At 65.5% G+C, this 19,644-nt stretch carries 16 protein-coding genes; 10 read left to right on the forward strand and 6 right to left on the reverse strand.

The genetic code is table 11. The annotated features are described in order from the left end of the window. Position 1: 1 nt before the first annotated feature. From P2869_RS20880 to P2869_RS20920, 9 genes are all read left to right on the forward strand, one after another. Positions 2 to 1,897 carry an ABC transporter ATP-binding protein gene (locus P2869_RS20880; protein ID WP_277599416.1) on the forward strand — a complete coding sequence of 632 codons (1,896 nt, stop codon included), beginning with the start codon at positions 2 to 4 and terminating at the stop codon, positions 1,895 to 1,897. 70 nt (positions 1,898 to 1,967) lie between these two features. Continuing rightward, a complete protein-coding gene (locus tag P2869_RS20885; RefSeq protein WP_277599417.1) occupies positions 1,968 to 4,016 on the forward strand; it encodes a hydantoinase/oxoprolinase family protein in 2,049 nt (682 codons plus the stop codon). A 32-nt stretch (positions 4,017 to 4,048) separates the two neighbouring features. Beyond that, entirely contained in the window at positions 4,049 to 6,052 is a 2,004-nt protein-coding gene (locus P2869_RS20890; RefSeq protein ID WP_277599418.1) for a hydantoinase B/oxoprolinase family protein, read from the forward strand. A gap of 88 nt (positions 6,053 to 6,140) precedes the next feature. Beyond that, complete coding sequence (locus P2869_RS20895) at positions 6,141 to 6,311, forward strand: hypothetical protein (protein WP_168724543.1); 171 nt, start codon at positions 6,141 to 6,143, stop codon at positions 6,309 to 6,311. A 397-nt stretch (positions 6,312 to 6,708) separates the two neighbouring features. After that, entirely contained in the window at positions 6,709 to 6,921 is a 213-nt protein-coding gene (locus tag P2869_RS20900; RefSeq protein WP_017777364.1) for a DUF3311 domain-containing protein, read from the forward strand. Further along, positions 6,918 to 8,414, forward strand: coding sequence for a sodium:solute symporter family protein (locus tag P2869_RS20905; RefSeq protein WP_017777365.1), 1,497 nt, complete (start codon positions 6,918 to 6,920; stop codon positions 8,412 to 8,414). The genes P2869_RS20900 and P2869_RS20905 overlap by 4 nt, the downstream gene beginning before the upstream one ends. Positions 8,415 to 8,668: 254 nt before the next feature. Next, positions 8,669 to 9,637 carry a DUF2167 domain-containing protein gene (locus P2869_RS20910; protein WP_277599911.1) on the forward strand — a complete coding sequence of 323 codons (969 nt, stop codon included), beginning with the start codon at positions 8,669 to 8,671 and terminating at the stop codon, positions 9,635 to 9,637. Between the two features lie 11 nt (positions 9,638 to 9,648). Next, positions 9,649 to 10,380, forward strand: coding sequence for a site-2 protease family protein (locus P2869_RS20915; RefSeq protein WP_277599419.1), 732 nt, complete (start codon positions 9,649 to 9,651; stop codon positions 10,378 to 10,380). A gap of 65 nt (positions 10,381 to 10,445) precedes the next feature. Continuing rightward, positions 10,446 to 10,952: a hypothetical protein gene (locus P2869_RS20920; RefSeq protein ID WP_277599420.1), complete on the forward strand. Its 507-nt coding sequence runs from the start codon at positions 10,446 to 10,448 to the stop codon at positions 10,950 to 10,952. A gap of 16 nt (positions 10,953 to 10,968) precedes the next feature. Here the strand turns inward: P2869_RS20920 and P2869_RS20925 are convergent, their stop codons facing one another. The 6 genes from P2869_RS20925 to P2869_RS20950 all read right to left on the reverse strand — a co-directional run bounded on the left by P2869_RS20925 (position 10,969) and on the right by P2869_RS20950 (position 17,645). Next, positions 10,969 to 11,961 carry a M14 family metallopeptidase gene (locus P2869_RS20925; protein WP_277599422.1) on the reverse strand — a complete coding sequence of 331 codons (993 nt, stop codon included), beginning with the start codon at positions 11,959 to 11,961 and terminating at the stop codon, positions 10,969 to 10,971. Between the two features lie 51 nt (positions 11,962 to 12,012). Further along, on the reverse strand, positions 12,013 to 13,494 hold the full coding sequence (locus P2869_RS20930; protein WP_277599423.1) for an NAD-dependent succinate-semialdehyde dehydrogenase: 1,482 nt from the start codon (positions 13,492 to 13,494) through the stop codon (positions 12,013 to 12,015). A 94-nt stretch (positions 13,495 to 13,588) separates the two neighbouring features. Beyond that, a complete protein-coding gene (locus tag P2869_RS20935) occupies positions 13,589 to 14,071 on the reverse strand; it encodes a winged helix-turn-helix transcriptional regulator (RefSeq protein WP_017777368.1) in 483 nt (160 codons plus the stop codon). A 172-nt stretch (positions 14,072 to 14,243) separates the two neighbouring features. Beyond that, positions 14,244 to 15,626, reverse strand: coding sequence for an aspartate aminotransferase family protein (locus tag P2869_RS20940; protein WP_277599424.1), 1,383 nt, complete (start codon positions 15,624 to 15,626; stop codon positions 14,244 to 14,246). Between the two features lie 219 nt (positions 15,627 to 15,845). Continuing rightward, positions 15,846 to 16,781 (reverse strand): glyoxylate/hydroxypyruvate reductase A, encoded by a 936-nt coding sequence (locus P2869_RS20945; protein ID WP_277599425.1) that lies wholly within the window; start codon positions 16,779 to 16,781, stop codon positions 15,846 to 15,848. A 42-nt stretch (positions 16,782 to 16,823) separates the two neighbouring features. Continuing rightward, positions 16,824 to 17,645: a GNAT family N-acetyltransferase gene (locus tag P2869_RS20950; RefSeq protein ID WP_277599912.1), complete on the reverse strand. Its 822-nt coding sequence runs from the start codon at positions 17,643 to 17,645 to the stop codon at positions 16,824 to 16,826. A 349-nt stretch (positions 17,646 to 17,994) separates the two neighbouring features. Between P2869_RS20950 and P2869_RS20955 the strand changes: the two genes are divergently transcribed. Continuing rightward, entirely contained in the window at positions 17,995 to 19,476 is a 1,482-nt protein-coding gene (locus tag P2869_RS20955) for an aldehyde dehydrogenase family protein (RefSeq protein ID WP_277599426.1), read from the forward strand. The last annotated feature ends 168 nt before the right edge of the window (positions 19,477 to 19,644 follow it).

The following is a 19,644-nucleotide window of genomic DNA, read 5'->3' on the forward strand; positions in this document are numbered from 1 at the left end:
GATGAACACGAACACCGGCAACCTCGTGGAAGTGCGCGGCCTGCGCGTGGTCGGCTCAGCAGACGGCAGCGCCGAAACACCCATCGTGCGTGGCATCGATTTCGACGTGGCGCGCGGCGAGGTGCTCGCGCTGATCGGCGAATCGGGTTCGGGCAAGACGACTATCGCGCTTTCGCTGATGGGCCACGCGCGCAGCGGCTGCCGCATTGCGGGCGGCTCGATTCGCGTGGGCGGCTGCGACGTGCGTTCGCTGTCGCCCGATCAACTTGCCGGCCTGCGCGGCCGCAAGGTTTCGTATATCGCGCAGAGCGCTGCGGCCGCGTTCAACCCGGCGCGCACGATCCTCGATCAGGTGATCGAAAGTGCCTTGATTCACGGCACGTTGAGCAAGAGCGCGGCGCAGGCCAAGGCCGTCGAGCTGTTTCGCGCGCTCGCGCTGCCCGACCCTGAGCGCATCGGCAAACGCTATCCGCATCAGGTTTCGGGCGGGCAGTTGCAGCGGCTGCTGGCTGCGATGGCGTTGATCACCGACCCCGAACTCGTGATTCTCGACGAGCCCACCACCGCGCTCGACGTCACGACGCAGATCGACGTGCTGATCGCATTCCGCAAGGTCGTGAAGGAACTGGGCACGACGGCGGTGTACGTCTCGCACGATCTCGCCGTGGTCGCGCAGATGGCCGACCGTATCGTGGTGCTGAGCGACGGCGAGATACGCGAAGTGGGCAGCACGGAGCAGATTCTGCATGCGCCCGCGCATCGCTACACGCAGAGCCTGATCGCGGCCATTACGCCGACGCCGCGTGGCGTGCGCGACGGCGTGGCGGGTACGTCCGCATCCGCGGCCGGCGTTGCTTCCAGTGCCGCGCCGCAACGGCCGCTGCTCGAAGTGCGGCGCCTCGTGGCCGGCTACGGACGCGCCGACGCCAAAGGGCTGCCCGCCACGCGCATTCTCGACGACGTCGACCTCGTGATTCATCGCGGCAAGACGGTAGGCGTGATCGGCGAATCGGGCTCGGGAAAGACGACGCTCGCGAAGGTCATTGCCGGGCTCGTGCCGGTGGGCGGAGGGCAGCTGTTGCTGGACGGCAAGCCCATGCCGGCACGCATGGAGCAGCGCACGAAAGAGCAGTTCCGGCGCATTCAGATCGTGTTCCAGAACGCCGACACGGCGCTGAACCCGTCTCACACCATCGGCCAGATTCTTTCGCGGCCGCTCGCGTTCTATCACGGCATGAAGGGCGCGCGCGCCCAGGCGCGCGTGGCCGAGCTGCTCGAACTCGTGCGACTGCCCGCGGCGCTCGCCGCGCGACGGCCGGCGGAGCTTTCGGGCGGGCAGAAGCAGCGTGTGAATCTGGCCCGTGCGCTCGCGGCCGAACCGGACCTGATTCTCTGCGACGAAGTGACGTCCGCGCTCGACACGGTAGTAGGCGCGGCCATTCTCGATCTGCTCGCGGATCTGCAACGCAAGCTCGGCGTCTCGTATCTCTTCATCACGCACGACATCGGCAAGATGCGTTCGATCAGCGACGACATCGTCGTGCTCTACGCGGGGCATCGCGTGGAAGCGGGCGACCGCACGGCGCTGTGCGAGCCGCCTTTCCATCCGTATGCGGACCTGCTTATTTCATCGGCGCCGGAGTTGCGCGCGGGCTGGCTCGAGGAGGCATCGGCGCGTTGTCACGGCGAGCTGCCGCCCGTGGCGGCCGCCACACAAGACGTGGAGCTGTGCACGTTCCTCGCGCGGTGTCCGATGCGGGTGGACGGGCTGTGCAACACGACGGCGCCGTCGCGGCGGCAACTGTCGAACGGGGCCGTCGTGCTGTGCCACCGTTCCGAGGACGACCTGATGCGCCTGCAACAGGGCGCCGCCCTGGGCGAAGGCACGATCGTGTGACGCGACGCGGGCACGGCGAAGCAGCCGATGATCCGCCAGGCACGTTATTTCGTTGTATTAAGGAAAACGTATGGCAACAAGAATCGGAGTGGACATTGGCGGATCGTTCGCGGATTTCGCCGTGCTGGACGACGAGACGGGCGAGCTGAAAACGCTGAAGGTGTTTTCGCGGCCCGAAAGCCCGGGCACCGAAGTGCTGCGCGGCATGGAAGGGCTGGCCGAGCGGTACGGCGTGGATCCACGCGAAGTGGTGTACTTCACGCACGGCACCACTGTGGGCGTGAACGCGGTGGTGCAGTGCAAAGGCCTGCGCCTCGGACTCATCACCACGCGCCACTTCGAAGACGTGCTGGATATCGCACGCCTCAAGGGGCCGGACATGTACGACCTGCTCTCGAAGCGTCCAGCACCGCTCGTGCCGCGCGAACGCGTGTTCGGCGTGACAGGCCGGCTCGCGGCTGACGGCACGGTAGAAACGCCTGTGGACGAAGCGAGCGTGCTCGCCGCCGTGGAAGGGCTGCGGCGCGCGGGATGCGAAGGCGTCGTGATCTCGCTGCTGCATTCGTATCGCAACCCGGCGCACGAGCAGGAGGTCAAGGCCATTGTGGAACGCGAGATGCCGGGCTTCTTCGTGTCGTGTTCCAGCGACGTGTGGCCCATCATCCGCGAATACGAACGCACGTCCACGGCCGTCATCGGCGGCTACGTGCAGCCGAAGGTCTCGCACTATCTTTCTTCGCTGCAACGCGCGCTGCGGGAAACCGGTATCGGCGCGGACATGAAGGTGACCAAGTCGAACGGTGGCGTGATGAGCGCCGAGGCCGGCAAGAGCAACTGCGTGCAGATGATTCTCTCGGGCACGGCCTCCGGCGTGATCGGCGCAGCATACGTTGCGCAACTGTGCGGACTGCGTCACTGCATGAGCCTCGATATCGGCGGCACCACGGCAGACGTTGCGCTGATCGTGGATGGCGAGCCGCAGTACGCGACGGGCGAGTACATCGGTGACTTCCAGATTCATATTCCTTCGGTGTCCGTTTCGTCGATCGGCGACGGCGGCGGCTCCATTGCATGGGTGGACGAGTTCGGTGTGCTCAAGGTAGGCCCCGAAAGCGCGGGCTCGAACCCCGGCCCCGTCTGCTACGGCAGGGGCGGCACGCGCGCGACGATCACGGATGCTTTCGCCGTGATGGGCGTGATCGGCAACGCGAGCCTCGGCTACAACGCCGTGAAGGTGGATCGCGATGCCGCCTGCCGCGCCATCGAGGCGCTGGCCGCGAAGCTGGGCAGCGACCCGTACCGCACGGCAGAGGCCATTGTCGAGGTCGCCGTCTCGGGCATGTATGCGGGCGTGAGCCGTATCGTGTCGCGCTTCGGCATCGACCCGCGCATGTTCTCGCTGCTGCCGTTCGGCGGCGCAGGGCCTATGCTGGCCTGTCACTTCGCCCGCGCGCTCGGCATGGAACAGGTCGTGGTGCCCACTACGCCTGGCGTGTTGAGCGCCTTGGGCGGCCTGATCGCGGACACGAAGAACGACTTCGTGAAGACCACCTACTACGATCTCGACGCCGCCTCGCTGCGTCAACTCCGTGACGACGCGCAGGCGCTGAGCCACGCGGCACATGCGTGGCTCGCGGGCCAGACCCAGGGCCAGGAAGGCGAGGCGCGTCTCGCCGTCTCTGCCGACATGCGCTACAAGGGGCAATCGTTCGAGATCGACACACCGCTCGAACTGCGCTGGCTCGAAGAGGAAAACATCACGGCGCTGAGCGAAGCGTTCCACCGCGAGCACGCACGGCTGTACGGCCATAGCGACCTGGATGCGCGCATTCAAGTGGTGGCGCTGCGGCTCGTGATCTCGTCGGCCACGCCGAAACCTGCGCTGCGGCAGATCGGGGTCGCTACGTCGCCTGCCCAGCCCGACACCACCGTGAAGGTGTGGATGGACGGCGCCTGGCGCGACGCCGCGCTCTTTCAGCGTGCGAAGTTGCTGGCGGGACACCGTATCGAAGGTCCGGCCGTCATCGCTCAGGACGACTGCACGACGTGTGTGCTGCCCGGCTTCTCGGGCGAAGTGGATGCTTACGGGAACCTGATCCTGCTGCAGCGTCTGCAATGAAGCCACTGAGCCATTGATACGGAGCCTCGCAAATGCAATTCGACAAGGCAGTGCTGCAAATCTTCGCAAACTACTGTGTGGCAGCCGCGGAGAGCATGGCCTACACGCTCGTGCGCACCGCACATTCCACGTTCGTGAAGGAAACGGAAGACTTCTCGTGCGCAATCATGACGCCCGAGGGCCACACCTTCGCGTCGCCGAAGACGCTTGGCGCCACGTGGTACGTCGGGCTCGACTACGGTCCCGTGATCGGCATGATCGACCATTACGAGCCCGGCGACATCGGCATGACGAACGACACGTATAGCGGTTTCGTCGCCACCCACACGCCCGATATCGTGCTGTGGAAGCCGGTGTTCTACGAAGGCGAGATTGTCTGCTTCGTGGGCGGGCACATTCACAACACCGACATGGGCGGCGCCGTGCCGGCGTCGCTTTCGCGCACGCTCACCGAGATCGAGCAGGAAGGCATCCGCTTTCCGCCCACCAAGATTGTGCGCGCGGGCGTGCTGGACGAAGACCTGCTGCGTATCATGGCGGCCAACGTGCGCGTGCCGGCCCAGAACGTAGGCGATCTGCACGCACAGCTTGCTTCGCTGCACACGGGCGAGCGGCGCGTGCTGGAAATCATCGAACGTTTCGGCGTCGATGCCTTCAAGGCCGGCATGCACGCGCTGCTCGACTACGCCGAAGAGCAGGCGCAGACCCTCATTCGCGACATCCCCGACGGCGACTATTTCTTCGCCGAGTACGCGGACGAAGACTCCGTACGCGGCAAGCCCATGCGCGTAGCGCTTACGCTGCGCATTCGCGGCGGCGCCGTCGAATTCGACTACACGGGCAGCGACCCGCAACTGCAGTCGTCGCTCAACATGCCCACGGGCGGACGCGAACGGCATGCGCTCGCGCTGGTCGGCTTCGTCTACGTGCTCTACACGCTGAATCCGTCGATTCTGCTCAACAGCGGGCTCTTGCGTGTAGCACGCTGCATTCTGCCGCCTGGTACCGTGGTCAATGCGCAGCGGCCCGCGGCGGTCGGCATGCGCAGCCTCACCTGCAAGCTGCTGCACCTGCTCACGTTCGGTGCATTTGCACAGGCCGTGCCGGAGCGGATGCCCGCGTGTCCTGCAGGCGGGCTCTCGATTCTCAGCGTAAAGACGCTGGACCGCGAGGGGGGCACAGTGATGGCGTCGATCGGGCCCATTGGCGGCGGCGCGGGCGGCATGTCGCTGGACGATGGCGAAGACGGGTCAGGCGCCAACAACGCATTCCTGCGCAACACGCCGGTTGAAATCAACGAGGCCGAGGTGCCCATCCGCATTACGCGCTACGGCGTGGCGCCGGGTTCGGGCGGTGCGGGGCAATTCCGCGGCGGCCAGGGGCTCGTCATGGAGTTCAAGGTGTTCGCGCCCAACACGCTGGTGACGGCCCGTAATCGCGATCGCACGCACTTCGCGTCGTGGGGCCTGCGTGGCGGCAGCGCGGGCGCTAACGCACGCTTCACGAAGAACCCCGGCACGCCGCACGAGGAGCAGTTGGGCAACAACGATCTGGTGGTCTGCAACCCGGGCGACGTGATCCGGCTGGTGGGTGCCGGCGCGGGCGGTTATGGCCGGCCCGAGGAGCGCGAGATCGAGCGCGTGCGCGACGACGTGCTGCGCGGTTACGTCACGGAACAGCAGGCACGCGACATGTATGCCGTTGCGCTCACGGACGGCGAGGTCGATGAGGCGCAAACGCAGGTGCTGCGCGAAGACGCGCGCCGGCGCCTCGCGGGCACGCAGCCGCCGGCCTTCGATTTCGGGCCTTACCGCACGGCGTTCGAAGCGAAGTGGACGCGCGAGCGGTATGCGGCGCTCACGCGCATTCTTGCGGGCGTGCCCGTGCAATGGCGCTACTTCGTGAAGCACCGCCTCTTCGAGGCGCTCGACGAACGCATCGCGACGAACGACGCGGAGCTCGCCAACGCCGGTCTGATCGATGCGCTCTATGCGGAGCTGGCCGCATCGCTGCCGGAACTGCGCAAGGCGGGTTGAGCGAGCGGGATGGTGGCACGGAGATGCTGCGGGGCAGGTCCAGCGCTTGCTACCTTGCCCCGTATCAGCCGACGCTCTGGAGCATGCCATGGTCACCACCGGACCCGACACGACGCCGGACCCGCAGCATCCGAAACCGCCACGCCACAGCGACAACGAAAAGAGCAAGCTGCCGCCGTCGCGCGACGCCGGAGAAAATTCGAGCCCCGCGGACAAGCCCGGCAAGCAGCCCGGCGAAGGGGAGCCGTCTGTGGGCTGAATCGGAGGGCCGCGGCGTGCGCTCATGATCTGCCCACGCGCGGCCCCTTACGTTTTCCCGACAGCGTATCGCGCTTGGCCCCGCGCGCGCGAAAGGATTGCAAGCCACCTATGTAGAACTACGTAGATTGCCTACGTGGTTCCACGCTTGTGATGCCCTTTGAGTTTGGGGATACTCGTCCCGCAAAAGAGTTCGACTATCCGGCTTGCGGCAACAACACCGCAGCCCGTCGAACGAGAACAAGGACGGAGACCTCGGCAATGCTGGCAGCCTCGCATCGCGCTTTGCGTGCGCCCACCTTCCTGCCAGCCATTTCTCGCAGTCCCGGTTCGTGCGACATGCGTGGTCTTCGCCGCGCATGGCGTCCCCTTTCGACCAGAACCATGGAGAAGAGACCATGACTGAAATGCCTCGTACGGACGAGGGGCGATCCGGCCGCAGCTGGCGCTGGATCCTCCTGCTGCTCCCTTATGCCGCGCTGCTGTGGCTGCCGTTCTATAACGACAGCCGGCCTTCCTTTGCGGGTTTCCCGTTCTTTTACTGGTATCAGCTGCTGTGGGTGCCGCTGACTTCGCTGCTGCTATACGCCGTCTACCGGGGCACCAAATGAACGAGCTGAATCCCGTCAATCCGGTATCGATGACCGTCTTCATCGCCTTCTTCGCGCTCGTAACCATCGTCGGCTTTCTGGCCGCGCGCTGGAAACGCGGCGATCTCACGCAACTGCACGAGTGGGGCCTGGGCGGCCGCCAGTTCGGCACCGTCATTTCGTGGTTCCTCGTGGGCGGCGACTTCTACACCGCCTATACCGTGATCGCCGTGCCGGCGCTCGTGTATGCGGTGGGCGCGTACGGCTTCTTCGCGCTGCCGTACACCATCATCGTCTACCCGTTCGTGTTCGCCGTGATGCCGAAGCTGTGGAAAGTGGCGCACGCGAAAGGCCACATCACCGCAGCCGACTACGTGCACGGCGAGCTGGGCGGCAAATGGCTGCCCGCGGCCGTCGCCATCACGGGCATCGTTGCGACCATGCCGTACATCGCGCTGCAACTGGTGGGCATGCAGGTGGTCATCAAGGGGCTGGGCGTATCGGGCGAACTGCCGTTGATCGTCGCGTTCCTGATTCTCGCGTTCTACACGTACACGAGCGGCCTGCGCGCACCGGCCATGATCGCGTTCGTGAAAGACATCATGATCTACATCGTCGTGATCGCAGCCGTCTGCCTGATTCCCGTGAAGCTGGGCGGCTACAGTCACGTGTTCGACGCCGCCGATACGTACTTCAAGGCGAAGGGCGGTGCCACGGGCATCCTGCTCAAGCCGTCGCAGTTCACGGCGTACGCATCGCTCGCGCTGGGCTCGGCACTCGCGGCGTTCATGTATCCGCACACGATGACGGGCGTGCTCTCGTCGGCATCGGCGGACACCGTAAAGAAGAACGCCATCTTCCTGCCGGCCTACACGCTGCTGCTCGGCCTGATCGCGCTGCTCGGCTACATGGCGATTGCCGCGGGCATTCACGTGAAGTCGCCGAGCGACGTCGTGCCGGCGCTCTTCGGCACGCTCTTCCCGTCGTGGTTCGTCGGCTTCGCCGCGGCGGCCATCGCGATCAGCGCGCTCGTGCCGGCGGCCATCATGTCGATTGGTGCCGCGAACCTGTTCACGCGCAACCTGTGGCGTCCGCTGGTGTCGCCGTCGATGTCGCCCGCAGGCGAAGCGTCGACGGCGAAGATCGTGTCGCTCGTCGTGAAGTTCGGCGCGCTGCTCTTCATCGTTGCGCTGCCCACGCAATTCGCCATCGATCTGCAACTGCTGGGTGGCGTGTGGATTCTGCAGATCTTCCCCTCGGTGGTGTTCACGCTCTATACGCGTCGCTTCAGTTCCACGGGCCTGCTGTGCGGCTGGCTGGTGGGCGTGGTGATCGGCACAGGGCTCGCGGCTTCGCAAGGGCTGAAGCCGGTGTTCGCCTTGCACGTGGGCGGTGCGGTGTATCCGCTCTATATCGGGCTCATCGCGCTGGCCGCGAATATCGTCGTGACGTTCGTGGTGTCGCTCGCCACGCCGGCGCGGCAGCGGGAAGGGGAGCGGCAGGTGGCGGCTTAAGCTTCGCGATCCTCTGTAGTTGCTGTTTTTGTTGATCGAAGGCAGATGCGCTGTGGTGGCGTATCTGCCTTTTTCGTTAATCCACGACAATTTATGCGATCGGCATATATCGGAGCCGATTTCCAGATTCGACTCAAGAGCGCACATTTATCTGCCGTTAAAAGGAGTGGCAAAAAGCAGGCCCCTCCAGAGACCATCCCTCACCAGGAAAAAGCGTGCGAAACCTGATCCGACTCCTGCTTTCGCTGTGCATCATGGCGGCGAGCGCGACTGTCTTTGCGCAAAATGCGGCAACCCAGGCTGAACTGAAAGCGGCGGTGCAGGAAGCCAATGCTGCGCTGGTTCATGGCCCGAGCAGCATCAAGATTTTCGACGAGGCCACATTCGCATTGCCCGCCGGCAGCGGCTTCGTTCCGGCCGCCGCCGCGACACGGTATCTGCGCGCGCTTGGCAACAACGTCGATCAGCAGTCGCTGATCGGCCTCGTTGTACCGATGAAAACCGACGCGAACTGGTTCGCCATTGTGAGCTTCGTGAAGGCCGGGTATATCCGCGACGATGACGCGCGCGACTGGAAACCGGACGACATGCTGAAGGGCCTGCGCGAAGGCACAGAGCAGTCCAATGCGGGCCGCAAGGAGCGCGGGTTGCCCGAACTCGAAGTAACCGGCTGGGCCGAGGTGCCGGCCTATGACGCCCGCACGCATCGCCTCGTATGGTCCGCCATCGTGCGCAAGAAGGGCGACGGCGACGACGCGCAGCCCGCCGTGAACTATCGGACGCTGGCGTTGGGCCGTAACGGCTACCTTTCGTTGACCATGGTGACGCCACTTGCCTCGCTCGCAGCGGACAAACCGACTGCCAACACGTTGCTTGCCGACATTGATTACCAGGATGGGAAGCGCTATGCGGACTTCAACGCTTCCACAGATCATGTGGCCGAATACGGACTCGCGGCGCTGATTGCCGGCGTGGCGGCCAAGAAACTCGGGCTGCTGGCCATCATCGCCGCGTTCGCTGCCAAGTTCTTCAAGGTCGGACTCATCGCGCTGGTGGCGTTCGGTGCGTCCATCAAGCGCTTTTTCAGGCGCAAGCCGAAGACCGTGCCACCGGTTACCTTCCATTCGGAGCCTACAGATCCCGCCGTCGAACCCGGGCAGCAAGCGGTACCTCGTGCAATCGGAGAGGTCCCGCCCGGGGGCGGGGACAACGGGCGGCCCTGATCGGCGCTGCCATGACAAAGCTGCTGATTCTTCTGCTGGGTGGATTGAAGCTGGGCAAGGTGCTGACCACGGCCGGCACGATGCTGCTCTCAATCGCGGTCTATGCGGTGTTCTACGGTTGGCGATTTGCCGCGGGATTCGTGCTGCTGCTTCTCGTCCACGAAGGTGGTCATTATCTGGCCGCACGCCGCCGGGGCCTCGACGTCGGCGCGCCGACGTTCGTTCCGTTCGTGGGGGCATGGATTCAGTTGAAGGACCTTCCGCACGACGCCGAAACGGAAGCGTATGTCGGTCTCGCGGGACCGTTCGCCGGCACGCTCGGCGCGCTGGCATGCTACTTCCTCGCGCGTCACCTCGACAGCAACGGGTTGCTGGCTCTTTCGTATTCGGGCTTCTTCCTGAACCTGTTCAATATGATCCCGCTCTCGCCATTCGATGGCGGCCGCATTACCGCGGTGCTTTCGCCGCGCATCTGGTTTGCCGGTGTGCCAGTGCTGGTTGCCCTGTTCGCATGGCATCCCAGTCCGCTTTTGATCGTCATGGCAATTCTCGCGCTCCCGCAATTGAAGCGCGCCTGGCACTACGATCCGGCGAGCGCTGAAAACCTGCGCTATTACGGGATCGAACTCTCGGTGAAGCTCACCTACGCGTTTTATTACCTGGCCTTGCTGGCGTTTCTCGCCATGATGACGTTCGGCGTTCATGACATGCTGGCTCCTGCGCGCAGCACGGGATTGAACTGACTGAATCCACTGGAAGGCTATTCGATCGGAACGAAGAACGACCAACGACCAACGACGAGGGCAATATGGCTGAGTGCTGCAATTGTGGAAAGACCTTCTTCATCGGCGGGCAGTCTATAGACGGTTACCGTTATTGCAGCGCCACGTGCTCACGGCTGCATCCGGTTATCGTCACCGCGGAGAGCTTGCCCGCCGCAACCGTGCAGCAATTTGTCGAGAAGTGGCGGCACGGTGACTGTCCCGTATGCAAGCGGCAAAACGGGCCTGTGGACGTGCACGCCGAGCACCGCGTCATTTCGCTCATCTTCGTCACGCAGTGGCACACGCGGCGCCACATATCGTGTCGGCGCTGTGGTTGGAACAAGCAGCTCGAGGCGATAATTTATTCGACTTTGCTGGGGTGGTGGGGGTTGCCTTGGGGATTCGTCATCACGCCGATCCAGATTGTGCGAAATGCGGTTGGTCTTGCCCGGCGCGACACGGTCGCAGCGACCGAGCATTTCGAGAAGGCGGTGCGTCGGCAACTGGCAGCGCATCAGTTACAGAGCGCGCGCAGTGCGCCCCAGGCGTGAGCCATGCACACCGCGCTTACACCACGATCCTCCCCAACCTCACCACCGTCACCCCCGGCCTCAATTGCCGCAGCGACGGCATGACGAGCACGCAGTTGTCGTAAGGCGTGACCACGGGCTCGCCGCCGTTCCACGCGATGACGGTGCCCGCTTTCTCGAACGTTTCCAGCCCGGTGTAGTTGGCCGCGAAGCGGAAGTCCATGCTCTTTGCGACGACGGGCTCGGTCACGCGGATCACGCGCACGGCTTCGGGCTTCGGTGCAAACCAGTCTTCGGGCAAATCCGATTCCTCCAGCACGCCAGTCAGTGCCAGAAAACGCGCGGTGCAATCTTTCGCGACGGTGACGGCCGAGGGCTCCCAGTGTTGCCCGCATTCCACGAGTAGCGCGTTGCGGGGGCTCTGCGGGTTGCTGAAGTCCGCGTAGTCGCGCATGCGCCGGCCTTCGGGGTGGCCTTCGTCGCTGATCACGGTGGCCGGCGCGCCCAGTTGGCGAGCGAGCGCGATGCCTTTGTCGAGCGGGCCGGAAAGCGCGAGCGGCGCGCTTTTTTCATGCATGGAGTGCAGGTCGAGCAGCATGTCCACGGTGTCGATCACGGGCTGCATGGCGCGGGCGCGGCGCAACTCCGTGGAGTCCGCAGACCGGTCATCGAGTTTTGCCGCACTCCATACGCGGTTGAAGTCCTGATCGACGAAGCGCGACGCGTCCGGCCTGCGTCGGTCGAACGTAAGGTAGGCGTCCACGTTCGCGAAGGCCAGCGTCAGCCGGCCCTTGCGCGGGCGCACGCCGGCATCGAGCAGCGCCTTGACCGTAATCGCGCCGCACACTTCGTTGCCGTGCGTGAGCGCGTTGATCATGACGTGCGGGCCGGCTGTGCCGCTGTCGAACGTGTGAACGTACGGCACACCGGTGTTGCCCGCAGCGTAGGGCGCGAGGTCGGGAAATTCGACATCGACGGGATAGGCTTCGGCGGTGGCGTGCGTGTGGGTATCGTTGGCGTGGGTGGTCATGAGAGCGTGCATTCCGTCATGCGTTGATCGATTCGCACCTTGGTTGGCGGCTCAGTTCAATCCGCCCTGGCACAGATACTTGATGTGCTGATAGTCGTCGAGCCCATAGCGCGAACCCTCGCGGCCATAGCCCGATTCCTTCACGCCGCCGAACGGCGCGGCCTCGCTCGCGAGCGCGCCTTCATTGATGCCGATCACGCCGCTTTCCAGCTTTGCCGCGACGCGCCAGATGCGCCGCACGTCGCGCGAATAGAAGTAGGCGGCGAGCCCGAACGGCGTGTCGTTGGCAGCGCGAATGACGTCGGCGTCGCTGTCGAAGCGAAAGAGCGGGACGACGGGGCCGAACGTCTCTTCGCGAAAAAGCGCCATCTCGCGACTGGCCTCGCCGAGCACGGTGGGTGCGTAATAGTGCGGACCTTCGAGTCCCTCGCCTTGCAGGCGCCGGCCGCCTGTCAGCACCGCGGCGCCGTGCGCGATGGCGTCCTGCACGTGCCGCTCGATCTTTTCAACGGCACGCGCGTTGATCATGGGGCCAATCTGCGAGTCGTCGCGCGTGGCGGGCCCCACGCGCAGCGCCGCGACGCGTGCCACGAGTTTGCGGGCGAACGCATCGTAGACGCCGGCGTGCACGTAGACGCGGTTGGGGCACACGCAGGTCTGCCCGCCGTTGCGGAACTTCGATGCCATGAGTCCGTCCACGGCGGCGTCCAGGTCGGCGTCGTCGAACACGATGAACGGCGCGTTGCCGCCCAGTTCCAGCGAAAGCTTCTTGAGCGTATCCGCCGATTCGCGTGCGAGGTGTTTGCCCACGGGCGTGGAGCCGGTGAAGGTGATCTTGCGCACGCGAGCGTCTGCGAGCCAGTTGGAAACGGTGGCGGGCGTGTGCTCGCGCGACGCCGTGACGATATTGAGCACGCCGGGCGGCAAGCCCGCTTCTTCGGCAAGACGCGCGAGGGCCAGCGCGGTGAGCGGCGTGTCTTCGGCGGGCTTGGCGACCACCGTGCAGCCCGCCGCAAGCGCAGGCGCGATCTTGCGCGCGATCATCGCGAGCGGGAAGTTCCACGGCGTGATGGCCGCGACCACGCCCACCGGTTCTTTCACGGCCATCATCCGCTTGCCGGGCATCATGGCGGGAATCATGTCGCCGTAGCTGCGCACGGCTTCTTCCGCAAACCACTCCACATATGAGGCGCCGTAGGCCACTTCGCCGCGCGCTTCGGCAAGCGGCTTGCCCTGTTCGCGCGACATGAGGCGCGCCAGGTCTTCGGTGTTGGCGATGATGGCGGCGTGCCAGCGCTTCAGTAATTGAGCGCGCTCGCGCGCCGTGCGTTCACGCCAGCCTTCGAAGGCGGCGTGCGCGGCGTCGGCTGCGGCCTGGGCGTCTTCGGGGCCGCTGTCGGGAACGCTCGTGAAGGCGTTGCCGGTGGCCGGGTCGCTGACGGGGTAGCGTGCGCCGGAAAGCGCGTCGCGCCATTGTCCAGCGATGAAGTTGCCGGTGCGGGCGAGTTCGGGGCGGTCGAGGGTAAGAGGCATGGCGGCGCTCGAAAGGCGTGGTAAGGAAGACGAAATAAACGGTATCGACCCAACGTCAGGCGCAGATGCGGCACTGCCATGCAGCGCGACGCGATCAGTCGGTCAGGGGAAACAGGGTTTCGATCGGGTAATGGTTCTTCACGAAGGGCGACTTGATCACCACATAGCTGAAGTACTTCTCGATGCCGATGTTGCGTTCCAGCAGGTTTTCCATCACGGTCTGGTAGTGCACCACGCTGCGCGTGACGAACTTGAGCAGGTAGTCGTAGCCGCCGCTCACCAGGTGGCATTCGGCAATTTCGTCCACGGTGCGAATGCTCGCCTCGAACTTGGCGAAGTCTTCGCGGCGATGGTCCTGCAGCGTGACCTCGGTGAACACGAGCTGCACGTCGCCCAACTTGTTGAGTTGCAGATGCGCGCCGTAGCCCGCGATGTAGCCGGCTTTTTCGAGCCGCTTCACGCGAATCAGGCACGGGCTGGGCGAGAGTCCCACCGCGTCCGCGAGGTCGACATTCGTAATGCGGCCTTTCTTCTGCAGTTGCGACAGAATGCGAAGGTCGATACGGTCCAGCTTCATCGAATTGCTTGCTTGAGTTGACACGGCGCGCGTTGACCTCGGGTACATGGAACGGGGCTATCGTAGCACGGCCCGCGAGCGGAAAATTACGCGGCTAACCCTTATCCAGCAAGCCTTTCAGCGGCCCGGCACGGGCGTCGCGGCGGGCCTTCCATTCAGCTTTTCGCCCCCTTCACGCCACGGCGGCGCGCACTTCGGGAAGCGCCAGCACGTCGTCGAGCGTGGTCTTCAGGCGTACGAACATCGTGTCGAATTCTTCCGCTGTGTAGCAGAGCGCGGGTGCGAAGCCGAGGATGTTGTCGGCGAACGCGCGGAAGATCAGACCATTGCGCCATGCCGACGCCGCAATCTTCTCGCTGAGGTTGAGCGCAGGGTCGAAGCGGCGGCGCGTCGCCTTGTCCGCCACAAGTTCGAGCGCGCCGAGCAGACCGCGGCTGCGCGCGTCGCCCACCAGCGGATGATCGAGCAGCGCCTGCAGGCCGCGTTCGAAACGCGGTGCCTGGGCCAGGCCGTTCGCGAGCAGCCCCCCTTCGTGATAGAGGCGCAGCACCTCGAGCCCGATGGCGGCGCTCACGGGGTGGGCGGAGTAGGTCTGACCGTGGCCCACCACGGCCGAGGTGCCTGCGCCGTCGGCGATGCCGGCGTAGATGCGTTCGGACATCAGCAGCGCGCCCATCGGCGCGTACCCGGCGGTAAGGCCCTTTGCGACCGTCATCAGGTCGGGCTCCACGCCTTCGGCTTCGCAGGCGAAGAGCGGGCCGGTGCGGCCGAAGCCCGTGATGACCTCGTCGGCCACGAACAGGATGTCGAGTTCGCGGCACGCCTCGCGCATGGCCTTGAGCCAGCCCTTCGGCGGCACGATCACGCCGCCCGAGCCCTGCACGGGCTCGCAGAAGAATGCAGCGACCCGTTCCGGTCCGCCCAGCGCTTCCACCTTGGCCCGCAATGCGGCCACGGATGCCGCGATCAGCGCGTCGGCGTCGTTGCCATGCTCGCTGCGATACGGATACGGCGAGGCAATGTAGTGCTGGTTCGGCAGCGGCAAATCGAAGTGCTGATGAAACGCCGGCAGCGCGGTAAGCCCGGCTCCGACGGACGACGAACCGTGATATCCGCGTTCGAGCGAGATGAACTGCTTCTTCTGCGGCCGTCCCGTCGCGTTGTAGTAGTGCGTGATGTAGCGGATGGCGGCGTCCACGGCGTCGGACCCGCCCAGCGTGAAATAGACGCGCGTAAGCGAAGCCGGCGCGAGTTGCACGAGCTGCTCGGCAAGCCGTATGGCCGGCTCGCAGCCGAAATGAAAGTAGCCGGTGGCGTAGGGCAGGCGGCTCATCTGTTCCGTGGCCACGCGCACGATGCTTTCGTGACCGTAGCCCGTATTGACGCACCAGAGCCCGGAGAAGGCGTCGAGCAGTTCGTTGCCTTCGATGTCGCGCAGCCACGCGCCGCGTCCCGATTCGAGGATGGTGACGCCGCGCTGTTCATGCACGCGCAGGCTGACGACAGGATGGATCAGATGTTGGCGGTCGGATTCGATGAGTGCGGAAGTCGACATGGCGTGAGCGTTCAATCGTTCGGTGGCGTAGCGTAACGTGCTGGAGGCGCGTGCTGGGGGCACGTGCTCATTGCGTTCTGCACGTACCGCTTGCAGACGATGTTAGCGGGACACAATCGACGATGACGTTGAGAATCGCCGTGGCCAACAGGCGGGAAATGGTTTTTTTGCGGGCCGCGCAGCATTTTGTGCTGCGGGCCATTTCCGCGCGCAAGGCGGTCAATAACCGCGCGTGCGATCCACCCGTCCGACCAGCGGCAAGCCTTCCCGATGCCGGCGCAGGTTGTCGAGCACCACGTCGACGGCACTTTCGGGCTGCGTCATGCTGGCCACGTGCGGCGTGAGCATCACACGCGGATGGCGCCAGAGCGGATGGCCCGGCGTGAGCGGTTCGGGGTCCGCCACGTCGAGCACGGCGGCGTCGAGCTGGCCCGAGTCGAGCGCATCGAGCAGATCGTCCTGCTGCAGATGCCCACCGCGCCCCACGTTGACGAGCGCGGCGCCGCGCGGCAATTGCGCGAACAACTCGCGGCACAGAATGTGGCGCGTGGCCGGGGTGAGCGGCAACAGGCACACGAGAATCTCGGTGCGGGCGAGAAACGCGGGCAGCGAAGCGGTGCCCGCGAAGCATTCCACGCCCTCGATTTCGTGCGCGGAGCGACTCCAGCCCGCGCAGCGAAAGCCAAAGCCCGCGAGTTTGGCGAGCACCGCTTGCCCGAGCACGCCGAGCCCCAGTACGCCTACGCGGCGTTCGTTCGCCGTGCGCGTGCGCAGCGGCTGCCAGCGTTGTTCGCGCTGCTGCGTGGCATACGTGAGCCAGTCGCGATGCAGCGCGAGCACAGCAAGCGTGGCGTATTCCACCATGCCGGCCACGATGCCGGGCTCGATCATGCGGACCACCGGCACGTGCGCAGGAATGGCGGAAAGGTCGAATTGATCGATACCCGCGCCCACCGAAAACACCAGTTCGAGATTCGGAAACGTGGTGGCGATATCGGCCGGCGGCTCCCATGTCGCGAGGTAACGCACGTTGCGTGCGTTCGCGGCGTCGCTGCCCTCGGGCCAGATATGGAACGGAACGTCGGGCGCCTTTTCGGCGAATAGCCGTGCCCATTGCGCCCCGCGCACGGAGTCGGCCTTGTAGAGAAACGTCATGGTGTGGCTTATCTCTGCACGGCGCTGCGCATGCGGCCCACGTCAGCCCAGCGCCTGGTTGGTGACGGCGTACACGCGCGCCTCGCCTTCGAGCCGGGGCGGCGTGCCGCGTGCCATGGTGACGACGGAGTCCACGAACGCGAGCCCCAGGTCGTCGAGCCATGACGAGAGGCCCGTGTCGCCACCCACGTCGATGCGCACGAAGCGCCCGCCTTGCGAGCCGACGCAATGGCTGATCAGCGCCTGTGCGCCTTCGCGATGCGGCGCGATGAGCGGGCCGATCACGTGGCCGCGTCCGAAGCGGCGCATCAAGGCAAAGCCGACGGGCTCGCCTTCGCGGTCCAGCACGACGCCGTCGGCCACGGAAAGCAGGGCGCCGATGAGCGGCGTGCGATCGTAGCCCGCTGCGCGTGCGAGCAATGCCGCAAGCCGTGCCGGGTCGCGCGAGCCGAGCGGGCGGATGCGCTCGCCGGGCGCAAGCTGTACCGCAGGCGGATGAACACCCGCCATGCCCTGGTGCTGATGGATGCTGCCGATGGCGGCAAAGCCGAATTTCTCGTAGAGCGGCAGCCCCGCTTGCGTTGCATTGAGGAACGTGGTGCGGGTGCCGAGCGCGTCCATGGTGCGCGCCATCAGCTCGCGGCCAATGCCGCGGCCCTGCTGGTCGGGCGACACGATCACCATGCCGAGCGAAGCGTGCGCGTCGCCATATTTCCAGTGCAGCGCGGTGCCGAGCAGGCCGGTGTCGTCTTCGGCGGCAATGCCGGTGCCAAGGTTCAGCGCGAATTCCCAGTCTTCGCGGCGGTGCGGCCATTTCACTGCAAGCGACAGGTCGTGGGCAGCGGGCAGGTCGGCCGCCGTCATGGGGCGAAACCGCACTTTGGCACGAGCGATCGGTTCAGTCACTTTCCACTCCTTTTTACGATGCCTGCCTACTGTTGCACCGAACCGGCGCGTGTGGCTAGGACGATCTTATTGCTGCGGGGCTCAAGCCCACGTTTCTGGCGCTGCCGCACGGAGCACTGCGCGGGCGTTGCACAACGCGTGGTTTCTCCGGTCGCACCCGCATATCACGGCAGCAAATGCTGCGGCATCGCCCGTACCATGAGCCGCATTGCATGCTTCGTTGTCCCTTCTTCTTTTTTGCCGATCCGCGAGGGCACAACAACATAACCGCAATGCGCCTCGCGAAACGGCCCACTGGAACGACCTCATGGAAAGCTTCGATCCCGCTCTCGTTTCCGTGCGCAGCGCGCACTTCATCGGCGGCCGCTATGTGAGCGGTCCCGCCGCGCTCGACGTGGCGCGCCCCTCGGACGGCGCTGTCTATGCAGACCTGCCCATTGCCAGCGCCGACGAAGTGGACCGCGCCGTGGAGAACGCCTGGCAGGCGTTTCGCACGAGCGACTGGGCACGCCGTGCCCCGCGCGAACGCGCGCGCGTCTTGCGACGCTGGGCCGAGCTGATCGAAGCGGACGTCGACACGCTCGCGCGCATCGAATCCGTAGGCTCCACGCGGCCCATTCGCGATGCCGCGGCGTGGGACGTTCCATTTACCGCCGAGGGTATCCGCTTCTACTCGGAGTTCGCTGACAAGATTGGCGGCGAGGTGGCGGCCACGCGGCCGGACCATCTCGGCATGATCGTGGCGGAGCCGTATGGCGTGATCGGCGCCATTGCGCCGTGGAATTTTCCGCTCGTGATGGCGTCGTGGAAGATCGCGCCCGCGCTGGCCGCGGGCAACGCCGTGGTGCTGAAGCCTTCCGAACTCACGCCGTTTTCCGCGCTGCGGCTTGCCGAACTCGCCGTCGAGGCCGGCATGCCGGCTGGCATCTTGAATGTGATCCAGGGCGACGGACGCACGACGGGCGATGCGCTCGTGCGCCATCCGCGAATCGCGAAGGTCACGTTCACGGGCTCCAGCCAGACCGGGGCCGCCATCATGGCCGCCTGTGCGCAGAGCGGCACGAAGCCCGTCACGCTGGAGTTGGGCGGCAAGAGCCCGCAGGTGGTGTTCGCCGACGCGCCGGACCTCGACCTCGTGGCGCGCCGCGTGGCTGGCGCCATTGCGGGCAACGCGGGGCAGGTGTGCGTGGCCGGTTCGCGGCTGATTGTCGAAAAGCGTGTGGTGTCGCGTCTCGTGGACGGCATCGCCTCCGCATTCGCCGCGCTCAAGCCGGGGCATACGTGGGCGCCGGGCACCACGCTGCCGCCCATCATCTCCGCGGTTCAGGCGCAGCGCATCGAAGGCATCGTGAAGCGTTCCGTGGAGCAGGGCGCACAGATTGCCGTGGGCGGCGGCCGCATTCCCATGGCGGGCGACGGCGCCTTCTACGCCCCCACCATCCTGACCGGCGTGAGCGCGAGCAACGAAGCCGTGCGCGAAGAGGTCTTCGGCCCCGTGCTCACGGTTCAGACCTTCGAGAACGAGGCCGAAGCGCTGGCGCTCGCGAGCCACGAGAAGTACGGGTTGGCCGCGGGCGTGCATACCGCGGACATTGGCCGCGCGCTGCGCGCGATGCGCGCCATCGAGGCCGGCACCGTCTGGATCAACCGCTACGGACGCACGGCCGACTTCGTGATTCCCACGGGCGGCTACAAGCAGTCCGGCCTCGGCAAGGACCTGGGACGCCAGGCATTCGAGGCCAACCTGCGCTTCAAGAGCGTGCTGATCGACCTGAATCAGGGCGCCTGAACCTCCTTGCGCAGCGCTGCAAAACCGTAGGAAGAAAGGGCGCAGCATGTTGTGCTGTCGGTCTGCGCCTTTTCGGTGCTTCCGAATGGCCGCGCCGGATTTCCGGCGCGGCCATTTTGCGTCGACGCCCCTTCTCGCGGGGGGCATTCCCTTGTCTGTAGCGACCCG

The organism is Paraburkholderia sp. SUR17, from assembly GCF_029536165.1.
Lineage (GTDB): Bacteria > Pseudomonadota > Gammaproteobacteria > Burkholderiales > Burkholderiaceae > Paraburkholderia > Paraburkholderia kururiensis.